Here is a 15,982-nt window from a genome sequence, read left to right as displayed (position 1 = left end):
GAGGCCGGGCAGAACCATTTCCGCACGGCGTGTGGACCCCACCGAACCTGCGTTCGATGACTGTCCTCCCAGCCCGAAATTTCGATGCATCGCCCCGTCCGGGCTGAGGTGCCGCTTTCCCGTGGGATCAGCGGCAAGACGGGGGACGCAGCCCGGATCAATCCGGCGGTATCCTCCGAAACCTGAATGTGTTCCTGCGAAAGCAGAAACCCAGGGCGGTTTCAGTGCGACCTATCGGCCGCTTCTACCCTGGGCTCCGGATCAAGTCCGGAGCACGCTGGCTATTTAGGCCAACTTGATTTCGACGTTCACGCCCGCGGCGAGGTCGAGCTTCATCAGCGCATCGACCGTCTGCGGGGTGGGCTGCACGATGTCGAGCAACCGCTTGTGGGTACGCACCTCGAACTGCTCGCGCGACTTCTTGTCGACATGCGGACCGCGGTTCACGGTGAATTTTTCAATGCGCGTCGGCAGCGGGATGGGACCGCGAATGAGGGCGCCCGTACGACGTGCCGTATCGGCGATGTCGGTGGTGGCCTGATCGAGCACGCGGTGATCAAAGGCCTTCAGGCGAATGCGAATATTCTGCGTTTCCATGACTATTCCAGTCGAATCCCGTCTGACGATGCGAAAGAGCCGAAATGGCCCGTCCCGACCCCCGCATGGAGGCCGGAAAGGCCATCAAAAATCTCAAAAGCTACGAGCCGCCCGAATCACCCGATTCGAGCGGCTCGTGGCCCTATATTACTTAATGATCGAGGCCACAACCCCTGCGCCGACCGTGCGGCCACCTTCGCGGATCGCGAAGCGCAGGCCCTGGTCCATGGCGATCGGAGCGATGAGCTTGACCGTCAGCTGGACGTTGTCGCCCGGCATGACCATTTCCGTGCCTTCCGGCAGGATGACTTCGCCGGTGACGTCGGTGGTGCGGAAGTAGAACTGCGGACGATAGTTCGCGAAGAACGGCGTGTGACGGCCGCCTTCGTCCTTCGACAGGACGTACACTTCCGAGGTGAACTCGGTGTGCGGCGTGATCGAGCCGGGCTTCGCCAGAACCTGGCCACGCTCGACTTCTTCACGACCGACGCCGCGGATCAGCGCACCGATGTTGTCGCCAGCCTGGCCCTGATCGAGCAGCTTGCGGAACATTTCGACGCCGGTGACGGTCGTCTTCTTGGTGTCCTTGATGCCGACGATTTCGACTTCTTCACCAACCTTGACGATGCCGGTTTCGACGCGGCCGGTGACAACCGTACCACGACCCGAAATCGAGAACACGTCTTCGATCGGCATCAGGAAGGGCTTGTCGAGCGGACGTTCCGGCTGCGGGATCCAGCTGTCGACGGCTTCCATCAGCTTCAGGATCGCTTCCTTGCCGATGTTGTCGTCGCGGCTTTCGAGGGCGGCCAGAGCCGAACCCGCGATGATCGGAATATTGTCGCCGTCGAAGTCGCGCTTCGAAAGTTCTTCACGGATTTCGAGTTCGACGAGTTCGAGCAGTTCGGGATCGTCGAGCTGGTCAACCTTGTTCAGGAAGACGACCATGGTCGGAACGCCGACCTGCTTCGCGAGCAGGATGTGCTCCTTGGTCTGCGGCATCGGGCCGTCAGCAGCCGAAACCACCAGGATCGCGCCGTCCATCTGCGCCGCGCCGGTGATCATGTTCTTCACATAGTCGGCGTGACCTGGGCAGTCGACGTGCGCATAGTGGCGTTCCTTGGTTTCATATTCGACGTGCGCGGTCGAAATGGTGATGCCGCGTTCGCGCTCTTCGGGAGCCTTGTCGATGTTTTCGAAGTCGACCTTCTGCGACAGACCTTCTTCGGCGAGCACCTTGGTGATCGCAGCGGTCAGCGAGGTCTTGCCATGGTCGACGTGACCGATGGTGCCGATGTTGCAGTGCGGCTTCGTCCGCTCAAATTTAGCCTTAGCCATGTTTCTTGAACCTTCTTGTTCGCGTGTTGAGTTGATCAGTCCTGGACGAGCCTGCTGAATCAGGCGCCGCCCTTAGTAGGTCTTGCCGCGCGGTGCAAGCCCGCGCTTGTCCGGGTCCGCCGTGCGAGGCAAGCCCCGCACGGCCAAACCGGATCAGGCCATCTTCGCCTTCACCTCGTCCGCGACGTTGTTCGGCACTTCTTCATAGTGCGAGAACTGCATCGTGTACTGGGCGCGGCCCTGGGTGAAAGAACGCAGCTGGTTGACGTAGCCGAACATATTGGCGAGCGGCACGATGGCTTCAACCACCTGGGCGTTGCCGCGGCTGTCCGTACCCTGGATCTGGCCACGACGGCTGTTGAGGTCGCCGATCACGTCGCCCATGAATTCTTCAGGGGTAACAACTTCGACCTTCATCACCGGTTCGAGCAGCTTGATGCCGGCCTTTGCCGCCACTTCGCGCATCGCCGCACGGCCCGCGATTTCGAACGCCAGCGCCGACGAGTCGACATCGTGGTACGCACCGTCGATCAGCTTGATGTCGAAGTCGATGATCGGGAAGCCGATCATGTGACCGTTTTCAGCCGATTCGCGGAAACCCTTTTCGACCGCCGGGATATATTCGCGCGGAATGTTGCCGCCCTTGATCTCGTCGGTGAAAGTGACGCCGCTGCCGCGCTCGCCCGGGGTGACCTGGACCTTGACGCGACCGAACTGACCCGAACCACCCGACTGCTTCTTGTGGGTGTAGTCGACTTCGACCGGCTTCGCGAGGCTTTCGCGATACGCCACCTGCGGCGCACCGACATTCGCTTCGACCTTGAATTCGCGCTTCATGCGATCGACGAGAATGTCGAGGTGAAGCTCGCCCATGCCCTTGATGATCGTCTGGCCCGATTCATGGTCGGTCGAGACGCGGAACGAGGGATCCTCGGCAGCCAGGCGGTTGAGGGCAACGCCCATCTTTTCCTGGTCGGCCTTGGTCTTGGGTTCGACCGACAGCTCGATGACCGGCTCGGGGAATTCCATCCGTTCGAGGATGATCGGCGCATTGCTCGCGCAGATCGTGTCGCCCGTCGTGGTTTCCTTGAGGCCGGCGAGCGCGACGATGTCGCCCGCATAGGCTTCTTCGATGTCCTCACGCGAATTGGCGTGCATGAGGAGCATACGGCCGATCTTTTCCTTCTTGTCCTTCACCGAGTTCAGGTAGGTGCCCTTCGAGAGCGTACCCGAATAGATGCGCGCGAAGGTGAGCGAGCCGACGAACGGGTCGTTCATGATCTTGAACGCGAGCATCGACAGCGGTGCGCTGTCCGACGTCGGACGCGAATCGGCTTCCTCGGTGTCCGGGTTGATGCCCTGGACGTCGGGGATGTCGAGCGGCGAAGGCAGATAGTCGACGACCGCGTCGAGCAGCGTCTGGACGCCCTTGTTCTTGAACGCCGAGCCGCACAGGACCGGTACGAACGCCTGACCGAGCGTGCCCTTGCGGATCAGCGCCTTCAGCGTCGCGACGTCGGGCAGCGTGCCTTCGAGATAGGCTTCCATCGCATCGTCGTCCTGTTCGACGGCGAGTTCGACGAGCTTTTCGCGATATTCGGCAGCCTTGTCGGCGAGGTCGGCCGGGATGTCTTCGTAGAAGAATTCGGCGCCCAGGCTTTCATCCTTCCAGATGATCGCGCGTTCGTTGACGAGGTCGACGAGGCCCTTGAAGTCCGATTCCGCGCCGATGGGGAGGTACAGGACGGCCGGCACCGCACCCAGGCGATCGATGATCGTCTGGACGCAGTAATAGAAATTGGCGCCGGTGCGGTCGAGCTTGTTGATGAAGCACATCCGCGGAACCTTGTACTTGTCCGCCTGACGCCACACGGTTTCCGACTGGGGTTCGACACCGGCAACGCCGTCGAACGCGGCGACGGCGCCGTCGAGGACGCGCAAGCTACGTTCGACTTCGATGGTGAAGTCGACGTGGCCGGGGGTGTCGATGATGTTCAGGCGGTGTTCCGGACCCTGACCTTCATCGGCTTTCCACAGGCAGGTGGTGGCAGCCGACGTGATCGTGATGCCGCGTTCCTGTTCCTGTTCCATCCAGTCCATCGTGGCAGCGCCGTCGTGGACTTCGCCGATCTTGTAGGACTTGCCAGTGTAATAGAGAATGCGCTCGGTCGTCGTGGTCTTGCCGGCGTCGATGTGCGCCATGATACCGAAATTACGATAGCGTTCGAGCGGATGGCTGCGTGCCATGATCTTTTCCTCGGTTTTTGGGGGAAGCCTTTGGAGCCGCCCCCGATATAGGAAGTTTTGTTGCGATTGCGAGACGCCGGGGGGCGCCCTCGCAAATTACCAGCGGTAGTGGCTGAAGGCGCGGTTCGCTTCGGCCATGCGGTGCGTGTCTTCGCGCTTCTTGACCGCGTTGCCGCGATTGTTCGACGCATCGAGCAGTTCGCCCGACAGGCGCGCGGCCATCGTGGTTTCGCTGCGGTTGCGCGCCGCGGTGATCAGCCAGCGGATCGCGAGCGCCTGCGCGCGGTCCGGACGGACTTCGACCGGAACCTGATAGGTCGCACCGCCGACGCGGCGGCTGCGCACTTCGATGTTCGGACGGATGTTGGCGAGCGCCTCATGGAACACGCCGAGCGGTTCCTTCTTGGCGCGGGCTTCGACCGCTTCGAGCGCACCATAGACGATGCTTTCGGCGACCGACTTCTTACCGTCGAGCATGACACTGTTCATGAACTTCGACAGTACGACATCCCCGAAACGGGGATCGGGCAGGATTTCGCGGCGTTCAGGACGACGACGACGAGCCATAGGTAATTCCTTTTACAACAGCATCCCGGCGCAACGCGCCCGCGGGATGATCAAATAGCCGAAAAAGCCGTCCTTACTTCGGACGCTTCGCACCGTATTTCGAACGGCTCTGCTTGCGGTCTTTCACACCCTGGGTGTCCAGAACGCCGCGCAGGACGTGGTAACGGACACCGGGAAGGTCGCGCACACGGCCGCCGCGGATCAGCACGACGCTGTGTTCCTGGAGGTTGTGGCCTTCGCCGGGGATGTAGGAAATAACTTCGCGCTGGTTGGTCAGGCGGACCTTCGCAACCTTGCGGAGCGCCGAGTTCGGCTTTTTCGGGGTCGTCGTATAGACACGGGTGCAAACGCCGCGCTTCTGCGGGTTCGCTTCCATCGCCGGGACCTTGGACTTCACCTTTTGCGGAGTCCGGCCCTTGCGGACCAGCTGGTTGATCGTGGGCATGAATGCTTCACCTTCAAGTGTCCGCCCATCGGAGCGAACGGTTACTCTACCGCGGTGGATGAAGCTCCGGGGCATCGAAATGCCCCGACCTGATAACAGCAAAAGACCCCGGCGGACACATTCGTCCTCCGGAGGCTCCATCCGCGCCAGCAATGTTCAAGCGCTGTTGTGAACGAGTTTGGCGAAAAGTCCGCCGCTTTCGATCGGGGGCGCCCCTAGCGGTGATTCCCTTTGCGGTCAAGCGTCAAGCGGCTTGCGCCGCGGATTTCCGGCCGGTAGCGCCCCGTAAATGCCGCCGGTCCGCCACGCCAGCTTCGCACCGCACGTCGCGCCCGACGCGCGCCTGCTGATTCTCGGCAGCCTGCCCGGCGCGCGGTCGCTCGCCGAGCGGCGCTATTATGCGCATCCGACGAACCAGTTCTGGCGGCTGGTGGGCGCAGCGATCGACCGGCCACTCGCCACCATGACCTATGACGAGCGGCTGGGCGCACTCGCGGATGCGAAGATCGGGCTGTGGGACGTGATCCGTTCGGCCGAGCGGCTTACGAGCAGCGATTCGCTGATCCGCGAGGCCGAGGCGCACGACCTTGCGACACTGATCGCGGCACTGCCCGACATGCGCATGATTGCCTTCAACGGCGGCAAGGCCGCAGCGATCGGGCGAAGGCAATTGCCAGTGCTTGAGGGCGTCGCGCTCGTCGATCTGCCATCAAGCAGCGCAGCGAATACGGTGGGCTATGCGGCGAAGCTGGAGCGGTGGCTGGAGTTGCGCGCGGCGTTGGCATAATGAAGCTCGTCATTGCGAGCGAAGCGAAGCAATCCAGAGCTGGTTGACGCTACCCTGGATTGCCGCGTCGCTTCACTCCTCGCAATGACGATGCGGGTCAATCAACCACTTCCCCCCGCGCCATCACGAAATCGACTTTCTTCAGCACGGTCACGTCGGCGACCGGGTCGCTCGCCACCGCGATGATATCGGCGCTCTTGCCCGGCGCGATCGTGCCGATTTCGTCGGAGAGGCCGAGCAGATCGGCGGCGTTGACCGTCGCGGCCTTGATCGCGTCAATCGGCGTCATGCCGTGCTGGACCAGCAGTTCGAATTCGTCGGCGTTGCGGCCATGCTTGGACACGCCCGCGTCGGTGCCAAAGGCGATACGGACGCCGCGCGGGACGAGTTGCTCGAGGCTTTTGCCGGTGATCGAGATGCGCCAGCGAATCTTGGCGAGCACATCGGGTTCATAGGCATTCGCGTTCGCCGCCAGCCGTTCCTTGTAGCCGCTCACGGTCGACAGGGTCGGAACATAATAGGCCTTCGACTTCGTCCAGGCGGCGATCGTCGCTTCGTCGAGGATCGTGCCATGCTCGATCGAATCGGCGCCGGCGTCGAGCGCCAGGCGGATGCCGTCGGCGCCGTGCGCATGGACCGCGACCTTTTTGCCGAACATATGCGCGGTATCGACGATCGCCTTGGCTTCGTCGTCGAACATCTGTTTGCCGAGCCCTGCGCCAATGCGGCTGTTGACGCCGCCGGTCGAGGCGAATTTGATCACGTCGGCGCCGCGCCCGACCTGAAGCCGGACGGCGCGGCGGCAATCGTCGGCACCGTTGCAGGTGTTGCCCGCTCCCTGGAAATAGGGGCGCAGTTCGTCCCGATAGCCGAGCGATCCGTCCATATGCCCGGCGCTACCCGAAATCGCATTACCCGCATCGACGATGCGCGGCCCCTCCACCTTCCCCGCAAGGATCGCGTCGCGCAGCGCCAGCGTGGCGCCGTCGCCATCGCCCAGATTGCGCACCGTGGTGAAGCCCGCGCGCAGGGTCTTCATGCCGTTTACCTCGGCATTGAAGGCCTGTGCTGCAGGGCTGAGCGTCACTTCCTCGAGCTGACCCGCCAGGCCGCCAGCATCGCTGGTCAGGTGGACGTGGCTGTCGATCAGGCCGGGCAGGACATATTTGTCCTTGAGATCGATCAGCACCGCGCCCGCATCGGCCGGCTGGAAGCCGTCGAGGATCGCGACGACCTTGCCATTTTCGACGATGATCGTCGTCGCGCCGCGCACCGGCTTGCCCGGCTCGGCCATCAGCTTGCCCGCATGGATCACCGTGCGCGCCGGCGCCTGCGCCATAACCGGCGCCGAAAGCAGCGCGCCTGCCAGCGCGAGCGGAAGAAGCATCGTCGATTTCATAAATATGTCCCCTGTTGCCCAGTGGCAGCCTGCTTAACCGGGTAACATGGCAACCGCAAAGTGTGCCACGGCTACCTTGCCGTCGCGGGCGCCGCGTCCTATGGCGCGCGGCGTCATGACGGTACCGATCGATCATATCGACTGCTGGATCTTCGATCTCGACAACACGCTCTACCATCCGTCGGCGCGGCTGTTCGACCTGATCGATGCGCGCATGGGCGCCTTCATCATGCGCCTGATGGGCGTCGATGCCATCGAAGCGCGGCGCGTGCAGAAGCAATATTTCCACGATCATGGCACGACGATGGCGGGGCTGATGCGCCACCACGGCGTCGATCCCGAAGATTTCCTGATCGACGTTCACGATATCCCGCTCGACCGGCTGGCGCCCGATGCGCGGCTGCGTGCCGGCCTCGAACGCCTACCCGGCCGCCGTCTGATCTTCACCAACGCCGATGCCGATTATGCGGCCCGCGTGCTTGACGCGCGGGGCATCGCCGATCTGTTCGACGGCATCTGCGATATTCGCACGACGCACTATACGCCGAAGCCCGAAGCCGAAGCTTATCGCATGATGATCGGCCATCTCGGAATCGATCCGGCGAAGAGCCTGTTCGTCGAGGATATGGCGCGCAATCTGACCCCCGCCAAAGCGCTGGGAATGACGACCGTATGGCTGGACAATGGCAGCGAAAGCGGCCATCGCGACCACCTGCCGGACCATGTCGATTTTCATGTGAACGACATCGCCGACTGGCTTGATGCGCTTCCGGAACATTTTGGGCCGTAACCTTGGGGAATTTCATGAGCACCGACCTGCAATCGACGATCGAAGCCGCCTGGGATGCGCGCGAAACGCTCGGGCTGACGACGACCGGCGCGGTGCGCGACGCGGTCGAGGCGGCGCTCGCGGGCCTCGATGACGGCAGCTTCCGCGTTGCCGAGCGCGATGCCGGTGGTACGTGGCAGGTCAATCAGTGGCTTAAGAAGGCGGTGCTGCTCTCCTTCCGCCTCAACGACATGGAGATTATCGAGGGCGGCGCCGGCGGCGCGACCTGGTGGGACAAGGTGCCGTCGAAATTCGCCGGCTGGGGCGAGAACCGCTTCCGCGATGCCGGCTTCCGCGCCGTTCCCGGATCGATCGTCCGCCGGGGCGCCTTCATCAGCAAGGGCGCCGTGCTGATGCCGAGCTTCGTCAACATCGGCGCCTATGTCGGCGAGGGATCGATGGTCGATGCCTGGGCCACCGTCGGCAGCTGCGCGCAGATCGGCGCCAACGTCCATCTCTCGGGCGGCGCCGGGATCGGCGGCGTGCTCGAACCGCTGCAGGCCGGACCCGTGGTGATCGAGGATGGCGCCTTCATCGGCGCGCGCGCCGAAGTGGCCGAGGGCGTGATCGTGCGCGAAGGCGCGGTGCTGTCGATGGGCGTCTATCTTGGCGCGTCGACCAAGATCATCGACCGCGCGACCGGCGAAGTCTTCATCGGCGAGGTTCCGGCTTATTCGGTCGTTGTCCCGGGTTCGCTTCCGGGCAAGCCGCTTCCCGACGGAACGCCGGGGCCGTCGCTCTATTGCGCCGTCATCGTCAAGCGCGTCGATGCGCAGACTCGCGCGAAGACAGGGATCAATGAGCTGCTGCGCGACTAAAGCAGATGCGTCGCCCCCGCGAAGGCGGGGGCCGGTGGAGGCCTTGTGCCATGCCGATAGCAGCCCCCGCCTTCGCGGGGGCGACAGGACTTACCGCTCGCTGAGGTAATAGCGTTCGCGCGCCGTCAGATCGTCGTTCAGATCATAGACGATCGGCTGGCCGGTCGGGATTTCGAGGCCGGTGATGTCGGCGTCGGAAATGCCCGACAGATGCTTCACCAGCGCGCGCAGGCTGTTGCCGTGCGCCGAGATCAGCACCGTCCTGCCGTCCCGCAACTGCGGCGCGATCGCGCTGTCATAATAAGGAAGAACGCGCGCGATCGTGTCTTTCAGGCTTTCGGTCGCCGGGATCGCGATGCCCGCGTAGCGCGGATCACGCGACAGGTCGTAGGGCGAGCCGGCCTCAAGCGGCGGCGGCGGGGTGTCGAAGCTGCGGCGCCAGATCTTCACCTGATCCTCGCCATGCCTGGCCGCGGTCTCCGCCTTGTCGAGGCCGGTGAGCCCGCCATAATGGCGTTCGTTGAGGTGCCAATCCTTCGTCACCGGCAGCCAGAGCCGGCCCATCGCCTCGAGCGCGAGGTTGAGCGTCTTGATCGCGCGCGTCTGGACCGAGGTGAAGCAGGTGTCGGGTGCGATACCCTTTTCCTTCATCAGTTCGCCCGCCGCCCACGCCTCGGCCGCGCCTTTTTCGGTGACATCGACGTCCCACCAGCCGGTGAAACGGTTTTCGAGATTCCACTGCGACTGGCCGTGACGGATGAGGATGAGCTGCGGCATGATCTGTCCTTTCGATAAAGGGCGCGCCCGCGCGGGCGATTCGGGGGCGCCATAGCGCGGCTTTCGGGCAAGGACCACCGCCCCTCTTGAAAAGGGTCGGCGCCATCCCAGATTCGTCTCATCCGGTTGCCGAAACGGGGCCGGATGGAAGCCGCGGCAGGCCATGCTGCGGCCCGATGACTTCGCTTTGCAAGGAAGGAATGACCCATGCGTAACAGCTTTGACTGGACCCCCTATCGCCGCTCGACCGTCGGTTTCGATCGTCTGTTCGACTTTCTGGAAAACAGCGGTTCGGCCGAAAATTATCCGCCCTTCGATATCGAGAAGGTCGCCGACGACCATTTCCGCATCACTGTCGCGGTGGCGGGTTTCAAGAGCGACGAGATCGACATCACCGCGCAGCAGAATATGCTGACCGTCAGCGGCCGCAAGGCGCCCGCGAAGGACGGCGAAACGCGCCAGCTTCTGTATAGCGGCATTGCGACGCGCGCCTTCGAGCGCCGCTTCCAGCTTGCCGATTTCGTGCGCGTAGATCGCGCCGACCTGGCCGACGGGCTGCTGATCATCGACCTGGTGCGCGAAGTGCCCGAAGCGATGAAGCCGCACAAGATCGCCATCGGCGGCACCCAGCCCACGGCGATCGAAGCCAAGAAAGCCGCGTAAGCCAGCGGCTAACGCCGGTCCGAATGGGCCGTATGAACGGGGTCCGGCTGTCCCTTCCGGGCCCCGTTTCTGTTTTGCGTTGCTAGATTGCGCGCGTCATGAAGCGACTGAATGGATCGGGCCTGTAATCCGCGAAAGGCGCACAGTCCGTGAAGCCATGCCGCCGGTAGAGCGCAAGTGCCGGCTCGAAGGCAGCGCCTGACCCGGTTTCGAGGCTGAGCCGCTCAAGCCCGCCCGCGCGGGCCGCTTCGATGATGTGGCCCAGCATCCGCGCGGCGACGCCGCGGCGCAGAAAGGCGTCGGCGGTGCGCATCGACTTGATTTCGCCGTGCCGCCTATCGAGTCGCTTCAGCGCGCCGCAGCCCGCCAGATCGGGGCCGCAATGGATCGACCAGAAAGTAACACCCGGCGCCTTCAGTCCCTCGAAATCGAGGAAATGGCAGCTTTCCTCGGGCGAGTTTGCGAGCATGCCGGCAAAATGCCGTTCGAGCAGCGCGCGGATCGGGGCGCCCGACAGATCGTCCTCGACGATACGCCAGCCATCCCGATCCGCGGCATCGGTCAAAGCATCTGGTCCAGCGTCGCGAGACACGCGTGCGCCAGCAGCTTCGATCGTTCGGGCGACCAGCCGGCGACGGGATCGGGCAGATCGCGATTGTCCTTGAACGGCATTTCGATCGTCATCGACACCGCACCAAAGCGTTCGGCGAGCTGCGTCGTCGACATCGACAGATTGGCCTTGCCCGGCGCCGAGCTTTCATAGCCGAGGGCGGTCTGGAAATCGGGCGTGTTGGCGGCAAGGGCGGACTGGAAGGCCAGATAGCGCGCCTGTTGCTCGTCCTTCAACGACGGGATGCCCTCGAAACCCGCGAGGAACACCGCCGGAATCGCCTCGTCGCCATGAACGTCCATCGCCCAGTCGACGCCGCTTTCGTCCATCGCATTGCGCACCGCGAGCACTTCGGGGCTGCGATCGGCAGTCGGATTGTCCCATTCGCGGTTGAGATTCACCCCGGCAAAGTTGGTGCGCAGATGACCGCGGCGCGACCCGTCGGGATTCATGTTCGGGACGATGTGGAATCGGCATTTCTGCCGTAGCGACCGGGCATGGGGATCGGCCGGATCGGTGAGCTTTTCAAGCGCGCCTTCCATCCACCATTCGGCCATGCTCTCGCCCGGATGCTGGCGCGCATACAGCCACACCTGGACCGGCCCGGTGCCCATTTCGAGGCAGTCGATCGGCTGCCCCTCGAGACTGGCGCCGAGACAGCGATAGGAAACGCCGTCGCATTCAGCGACAGAGGCGACCAGGTCGTGATGCCGTTCCATCGAATAGGGCGCGAAATAGGCGATCCACAATATCTGCCCTTCGGCGCTGTGGTTGATGGTGAGCGTCCCGGCATCGTAGCCGGTGTCGAGCCGGAACCAGTTTTCGCGGTCATAGCTGGCGCAGGCGGCATAGCCGGGCCAGCCATCGGGATAAGCCGAATCGCCCAGCCCGGCGATCGCCAGTTCAAGTTCATCGCCCACCGCGCAGGCCACGCGGAAATGGAACCACTGGAAGAAATCGGATTCGCGATCCTTGCGGATCGAAAGGCGGGCACGCGTGCCATCGATCGAATCCACGACGATATTGCCGCTGTCGAAAGCGGCGTTGATGCTGATTGTCATGGGACGCTGATAGTGCGTCCCGATTCGCCGGGGAAGTCCTTGAATAGGGCTTCGGCCAATTTCGCCGCAGCAATCGACGGTTGTGCCGCAGGCGCCTTCACCGGCACCGCACTGAGCGCCCGGCCTTCCCACACGGCCTGGCCCGTGGCCGCGTCATCGATGCGCACCGACAGCTGCAAATCCTGCATCTGTTTCGGCCCGCCACCAAGATTGATGCCGATCCCGAGGCCCACCCCCGAGCCATAGCTGCCGGTCGATCCGCCAACACCGACCGAAACCGGCGAACGCTTTGCAAGCGGCATGCGATCGTTTCGGTCGAAGGCGATGCGAACCTTCAGCGGCGCGGCGGTGCCTTCGGGCGCAGCGACGAAGCCCAGCAATTGCAGCTGACGCTCCACCGCGATGCGATAGCTGTTCCATTCGAGCGACGGCTGCGCCGCGCCGCCCGTCGCCGAGGCATCGCCGTGCGGCAGCACCTCGACGGCATAGCGCGTGCCTGGGCCCAGGCCGGCGGTCGCATTGTTATGGAAGCGGGTAACCTCGACGGGTGGAACCGCCGTGGCACAACCGCCGAGCGCAAGCGCCGCTGCCGCGAGCAGGGCGACGGAAAAATGACGCGTCATGCCCGCATCATGCGCCAGCAAAAATGGCTTGGCAATGAACGAGGTGGGGGGCGTGGCCCCCGCACCCGCGAATTCAGCGATAGAAGATATGGTTGTCGATCTGCGCGATGCGCGTCTTGCGCCAGCCGGGCGAGACGTAGCGCGCATGGAAGAACAGTGCGCCGGGCGCCCTATTCTGCCAGCTGTCGTCGCGCGCAATCTGCGCGATCGCCAGCGCGTTCGACCATTGGACGGCATTGCGCACGGCGGGCATCTTGCCGCGGCGCACGAAGCTGAACTGGCTCGGCTGATGGACGACGCCGCACAGGGTCGTCGGGAAGCGGCCCGACTTCGCGCGGTTGATCACGACATGCGCGACCGCGAGCTGTCCCGCCAGCGATTCGCCGCGCGATTCGAAATAGACCGCCTGTGCCAGGCAGCGCAGTTCGGGATCGATCGTCTCGGGCTTCGGGGTCGCCGCGACCAACTGGGCCAGCGTATCGGCAACAGCGCTGTCGTCGGTGGCGATATCGACCGGCGTTTCGGCTTCGGTCGACGGAGCTGCCGCATCGCTGTCAGTCGGCGCATGGGCGGCGGGCAGCGTGATTGCGGGGATGTTGGCGTCGGCAGCCAGGTCACTGGCGAAGCCGGGTTCGGCCAACGACAGCGCGGCAAAGGCAGTCATGCCCACGGCAGCCACGCTGGCAGCGTTCAGAATACGACTCATCTAATCCGTCAAAAGGGCGGCTGACGAACCTAAATCTAACAGGCTGGGGGATCGTCGATCCTGAACCACCTGCGGTCGTCATCCGACTGCGTGTCCATATCGGTAAATCGGGCCTGTCCGAAAAGACGGATGCAACCCGCGATACGACCTACGCGTTATCAAGTGGCCGGGCACCTATTGTGCGCCGCAACAGAGTCAAGTTAACGCGCCCCACTCCGCGACGAGTCGTGGCGCATCTGCGATATCCAGTTCGACGATCCACAAGTCGGGATCGGCCTTTCGCCGCCGGTCCTGATAGTTTACGCGTTCTTCACCATCGCTAGCGGGGTCGGGTCCGACCGCTTCCCATACATAATTACCGGTCATCGCAAAGCGGCGTTCGAGCAGCGGCCCCGCGACCCCGCGGTCGCTGCACTGGACGAGGATCGAGCCGGAATGATCGTCGCCCGCGGCAAGAACCGCAGCGAATCCGCCCGCGGCCTCGGTTTCGCGGATAAGAAGATCGACGAGGAACCGGCTGGTGAAGCGCGTCATCGGAGCAGCCGCCCCGGAAGGTCAGGCCGCGTCGCGCGCTTCGGCATCGACGAGCATCGCATAAAGCGCTTCGTCATTCTTCGCACCGCGCAATCGTTCGGCAATGCTGTCGTTGCGCAGCATCCGCGATACGCCGGCGAGGGCCTTCAGATGGTCGGCGCCCGCGTCGAGCGGCGACAGCAGTACGAAGAGAAGATCGACCGGCAAACCATCGACCGCCTGAAAATCGATCGGGCGCGCGAGCTGCAGGAACATGCCGCGCACGCCGTTGAGATCGGCCATCTTGGCATGCGGCAAGGCAATGCCGCGACCGAAGCCGGTCGAACCGAGCCGTTCGCGCTCGAGCAGCGCCTCGCTCACTTCGCCCGCGTCGAGCCCCAGCGACCGCGCCGCCAGTTCGCCCACATAGGGGAACAGCGCCTTTTTGGCATCAAGCTGCACATTGGCACGCACGGTGGCCGGATACAGGAGGGAGGATAGGTTCATCGGTCTGGTCAAATCTGCATGGCCGCAAGGCGACGCCACGCGGGTCATCCTGTTGGCGTTGGTTCGCTTGAGCGGACTAGGCTGGCCCCCGCCGTCCGGCTTTCGGGCTTTGTTGGGCGCGGCCCTTAGGCCGAACGGCAGAGAAAATCCAGCCCTATTGTCTACTAGCGGGGCTCGACCCAGCCGATCGTACCGTCGCGGCGGCGATAGACCATGTTGTGCGACCCGGTCTTGCTGTTGACGAAAAGCAGCGCATTGGTGTCACGCAAATCCAGCATCATGACCGCATCGGACACGCTGCTCGTCGGGATATCGACGCGGGTTTCGGCGATGATCGCCGGCGCATCGCCCGCATCTTCATCATCGGTGCCGCCGTCGAAAACGACATAGCTGGCATTGTCCTCGATCGTCTCGATCGTCACCAACTGCGCACCATTGCCGTTGTTGCGGTCCTTCAGCCGACGCATATAGCGGCGCAGCTGCTTTTCGATACGGTCGGCCGCGCCCTCAAACGCGACATGCGCGTCCTGCGCCTGGCCATGGCCTTTCAGGACCAGACCCTGCATGACATGCGCGACGATGTCGCACTGGAAACTGTCGTGCGGTCCCTTTCCGAAGGTCGCGTGCGCCCCGATCGCGCGCGAGAAATATTTGTCGGCAATCGCGTTCATCCGGTCCGACACATGCGCCTGCAGCGCTTCGCCGGTTTCGATCTGGTGGCCAGAGACGCGGATTTCCATTTTTCTTCTCCTTCAGTCATGTCCACGGGATCGCGGGGGAGCCGCGATCAGGGACTATCGTGCCACAGGGGTTGATTGAGCGTGGCGACGAATTCTGCATGACGCGCCAGTTCGGCCGGGGTTGCACCGTGCGGGCGCGGTTCGCGAAACGGGCGGGTGGGGGCGACCGATCGGACTGGTGCCGGGGCGGCACCCCGCGCCGCGGCGGTGGGTTCGGCGGCGAGCCCCAGCCCGATCTGCCGCCCGCCGGTCATTTCGATATAGAGGTGCGCCAGCAGTTCGGCGTCGAGCAGCGCGCCGTGCTTGACGCGGTGGCTGCGGTCGATGCCGTAGCGCGTGCAAAGCGCATCGAGGCTGTGCTTGGCGCCCGGATGAAGCTTGCGTGCCATCTGCACGGTGCAGCACATGCGCGCCATATCGAGCGGCGGCCGGCCGACGCGCGCCAGTTCGGCGTTGACGAAACCGAAGTCGAAAGCAGCATTGTGCGCCACCATCGGCGCATCACCAAGAAAGTCGAGCAATTCGTCGACGCGCGCGGCAAAGAGCGGCTTGTCGGACAGAAACTGGATCGAAAGGCCGTGCACCGCCTCGGCCTCGGCCGGCATATCGCGTTCGGGGTGAAAATAGGCGTGAAAGGTCCGCCCCGATTCGCGGCGGTCGATCAATTCGATGCACCCGATTTCGACCAGCCTGTGCCCCGTTCTGGGGTCGAGTCCCGTGGTTTCCGTATCGAAGATTATCTCACGCATCTTTCA

19 protein-coding genes are annotated in these 15,982 nt (G+C 63.6%); 4 read left to right on the top strand and 15 right to left on the bottom strand.

Annotation, left to right across the window (positions count from 1 at the left end; all coding sequences use genetic code 11):
- Positions 1–285: 285 nt before the first annotated feature.
- The 5 genes from rpsJ to rpsL form a co-directional block, all read right to left on the bottom strand.
- Positions 286–597 carry a 30S ribosomal protein S10 gene (gene rpsJ, locus EBMC1_RS06250; RefSeq protein WP_003042199.1) on the bottom strand — a complete coding sequence of 104 codons (312 nt, stop codon included), beginning with the start codon at positions 595–597 and terminating at the stop codon, positions 286–288.
- Positions 598–744: 147 nt separating this feature from the next.
- On the bottom strand, positions 745–1,935 hold the full coding sequence (gene tuf / locus EBMC1_RS06245; protein WP_003042197.1) for an elongation factor Tu: 1,191 nt from the start codon (positions 1,933–1,935) through the stop codon (positions 745–747).
- A gap of 153 nt (positions 1,936–2,088) precedes the next feature.
- Positions 2,089–4,182 carry an elongation factor G gene (gene fusA / locus EBMC1_RS06240; RefSeq protein ID WP_003042194.1) on the bottom strand — a complete coding sequence of 698 codons (2,094 nt, stop codon included), beginning with the start codon at positions 4,180–4,182 and terminating at the stop codon, positions 2,089–2,091.
- Positions 4,183–4,278: 96 nt separating this feature from the next.
- Positions 4,279–4,749 (bottom strand): 30S ribosomal protein S7, encoded by a 471-nt coding sequence (gene rpsG / locus EBMC1_RS06235; protein WP_003042192.1) that lies wholly within the window; start codon positions 4,747–4,749, stop codon positions 4,279–4,281.
- Positions 4,750–4,822: 73 nt separating this feature from the next.
- A complete protein-coding gene (gene rpsL / locus EBMC1_RS06230) occupies positions 4,823–5,194 on the bottom strand; it encodes a 30S ribosomal protein S12 (RefSeq protein WP_003042180.1) in 372 nt (123 codons plus the stop codon).
- A 289-nt stretch (positions 5,195–5,483) separates the two neighbouring features.
- Here rpsL and EBMC1_RS06225 point away from each other — a divergent pair, with 289 nt between their 5' ends.
- Positions 5,484–5,981: a DNA-deoxyinosine glycosylase gene (locus EBMC1_RS06225; protein ID WP_003042177.1), complete on the top strand. Its 498-nt coding sequence runs from the start codon at positions 5,484–5,486 to the stop codon at positions 5,979–5,981.
- A gap of 97 nt (positions 5,982–6,078) precedes the next feature.
- Here the strand turns inward: EBMC1_RS06225 and EBMC1_RS06220 are convergent, their stop codons facing one another.
- A complete protein-coding gene (locus tag EBMC1_RS06220; RefSeq protein ID WP_003042174.1) occupies positions 6,079–7,380 on the bottom strand; it encodes a metal-dependent hydrolase family protein in 1,302 nt (433 codons plus the stop codon).
- A 115-nt stretch (positions 7,381–7,495) separates the two neighbouring features.
- On the opposite strand from EBMC1_RS06220, the gene EBMC1_RS06215 reads away from it, so the two are divergent.
- Both EBMC1_RS06215 and dapD read left to right on the top strand, forming a co-directional pair.
- Positions 7,496–8,170: a pyrimidine 5'-nucleotidase gene (locus EBMC1_RS06215; RefSeq protein WP_040589723.1), complete on the top strand. Its 675-nt coding sequence runs from the start codon at positions 7,496–7,498 to the stop codon at positions 8,168–8,170.
- Between the two features lie 14 nt (positions 8,171–8,184).
- Positions 8,185–9,027 (top strand): 2,3,4,5-tetrahydropyridine-2,6-dicarboxylate N-succinyltransferase, encoded by an 843-nt coding sequence (dapD, locus tag EBMC1_RS06210; protein ID WP_003042169.1) that lies wholly within the window; start codon positions 8,185–8,187, stop codon positions 9,025–9,027.
- Between the two features lie 90 nt (positions 9,028–9,117).
- Here dapD and gpmA read toward each other — a convergent pair whose 3' ends face one another.
- A complete protein-coding gene (gene gpmA / locus EBMC1_RS06205) occupies positions 9,118–9,804 on the bottom strand; it encodes a 2,3-diphosphoglycerate-dependent phosphoglycerate mutase (RefSeq protein WP_003042166.1) in 687 nt (228 codons plus the stop codon).
- 207 nt (positions 9,805–10,011) lie between these two features.
- Here gpmA and EBMC1_RS06200 point away from each other — a divergent pair, with 207 nt between their 5' ends.
- Complete coding sequence (locus tag EBMC1_RS06200) at positions 10,012–10,467, top strand: Hsp20 family protein (protein ID WP_003042165.1); 456 nt, start codon at positions 10,012–10,014, stop codon at positions 10,465–10,467.
- An 82-nt stretch (positions 10,468–10,549) separates the two neighbouring features.
- On the opposite strand, the gene EBMC1_RS06195 is transcribed toward EBMC1_RS06200, so the two are convergent.
- The 8 genes from EBMC1_RS06195 to dnaQ all read right to left on the bottom strand — a co-directional run bounded on the left by EBMC1_RS06195 (position 10,550) and on the right by dnaQ (position 15,976).
- The gene (locus tag EBMC1_RS06195) at positions 10,550–11,032 is read right to left on the bottom strand and encodes a GNAT family N-acetyltransferase (protein ID WP_003042162.1); all 483 of its coding nucleotides are present in this window, start codon (positions 11,030–11,032) and stop codon (positions 10,550–10,552) included.
- Positions 11,029–12,138: a M14 family metallopeptidase gene (locus EBMC1_RS06190; RefSeq protein ID WP_003042159.1), complete on the bottom strand. Its 1,110-nt coding sequence runs from the start codon at positions 12,136–12,138 to the stop codon at positions 11,029–11,031. The genes EBMC1_RS06195 and EBMC1_RS06190 overlap by 4 nt, the downstream gene beginning before the upstream one ends.
- Complete coding sequence (locus EBMC1_RS06185) at positions 12,135–12,761, bottom strand: DUF4136 domain-containing protein (RefSeq protein WP_040589719.1); 627 nt, start codon at positions 12,759–12,761, stop codon at positions 12,135–12,137. Before EBMC1_RS06185 ends, EBMC1_RS06190 begins: the two co-directional genes overlap by 4 nt.
- A 73-nt stretch (positions 12,762–12,834) precedes the next feature.
- The gene (locus tag EBMC1_RS06180; RefSeq protein ID WP_040589509.1) at positions 12,835–13,467 is read right to left on the bottom strand and encodes a cell wall hydrolase; all 633 of its coding nucleotides are present in this window, start codon (positions 13,465–13,467) and stop codon (positions 12,835–12,837) included.
- 195 nt (positions 13,468–13,662) lie between these two features.
- Entirely contained in the window at positions 13,663–14,001 is a 339-nt protein-coding gene (locus EBMC1_RS06175) for a DUF1491 family protein (RefSeq protein WP_003042150.1), read from the bottom strand.
- A 21-nt stretch (positions 14,002–14,022) separates the two neighbouring features.
- Complete coding sequence (locus EBMC1_RS06170) at positions 14,023–14,487, bottom strand: PTS sugar transporter subunit IIA (protein WP_003042148.1); 465 nt, start codon at positions 14,485–14,487, stop codon at positions 14,023–14,025.
- A gap of 164 nt (positions 14,488–14,651) precedes the next feature.
- Entirely contained in the window at positions 14,652–15,227 is a 576-nt protein-coding gene (gene hpf, locus EBMC1_RS06165; RefSeq protein ID WP_003042145.1) for a ribosome hibernation-promoting factor, HPF/YfiA family, read from the bottom strand.
- Between the two features lie 47 nt (positions 15,228–15,274).
- Positions 15,275–15,976, bottom strand: coding sequence for a DNA polymerase III subunit epsilon (gene dnaQ, locus EBMC1_RS06160; RefSeq protein ID WP_003042143.1), 702 nt, complete (start codon positions 15,974–15,976; stop codon positions 15,275–15,277).
- Positions 15,977–15,982: the final 6 nt, after the last annotated feature.

Origin of the sequence: Sphingopyxis sp. MC1, assembly GCF_000371385.1 — a bacterium.
Classification (GTDB): domain Bacteria; phylum Pseudomonadota; class Alphaproteobacteria; order Sphingomonadales; family Sphingomonadaceae; genus Sphingopyxis; species Sphingopyxis terrae.
This window is presented reverse-complemented; position numbering and strand designations above follow the sequence as displayed.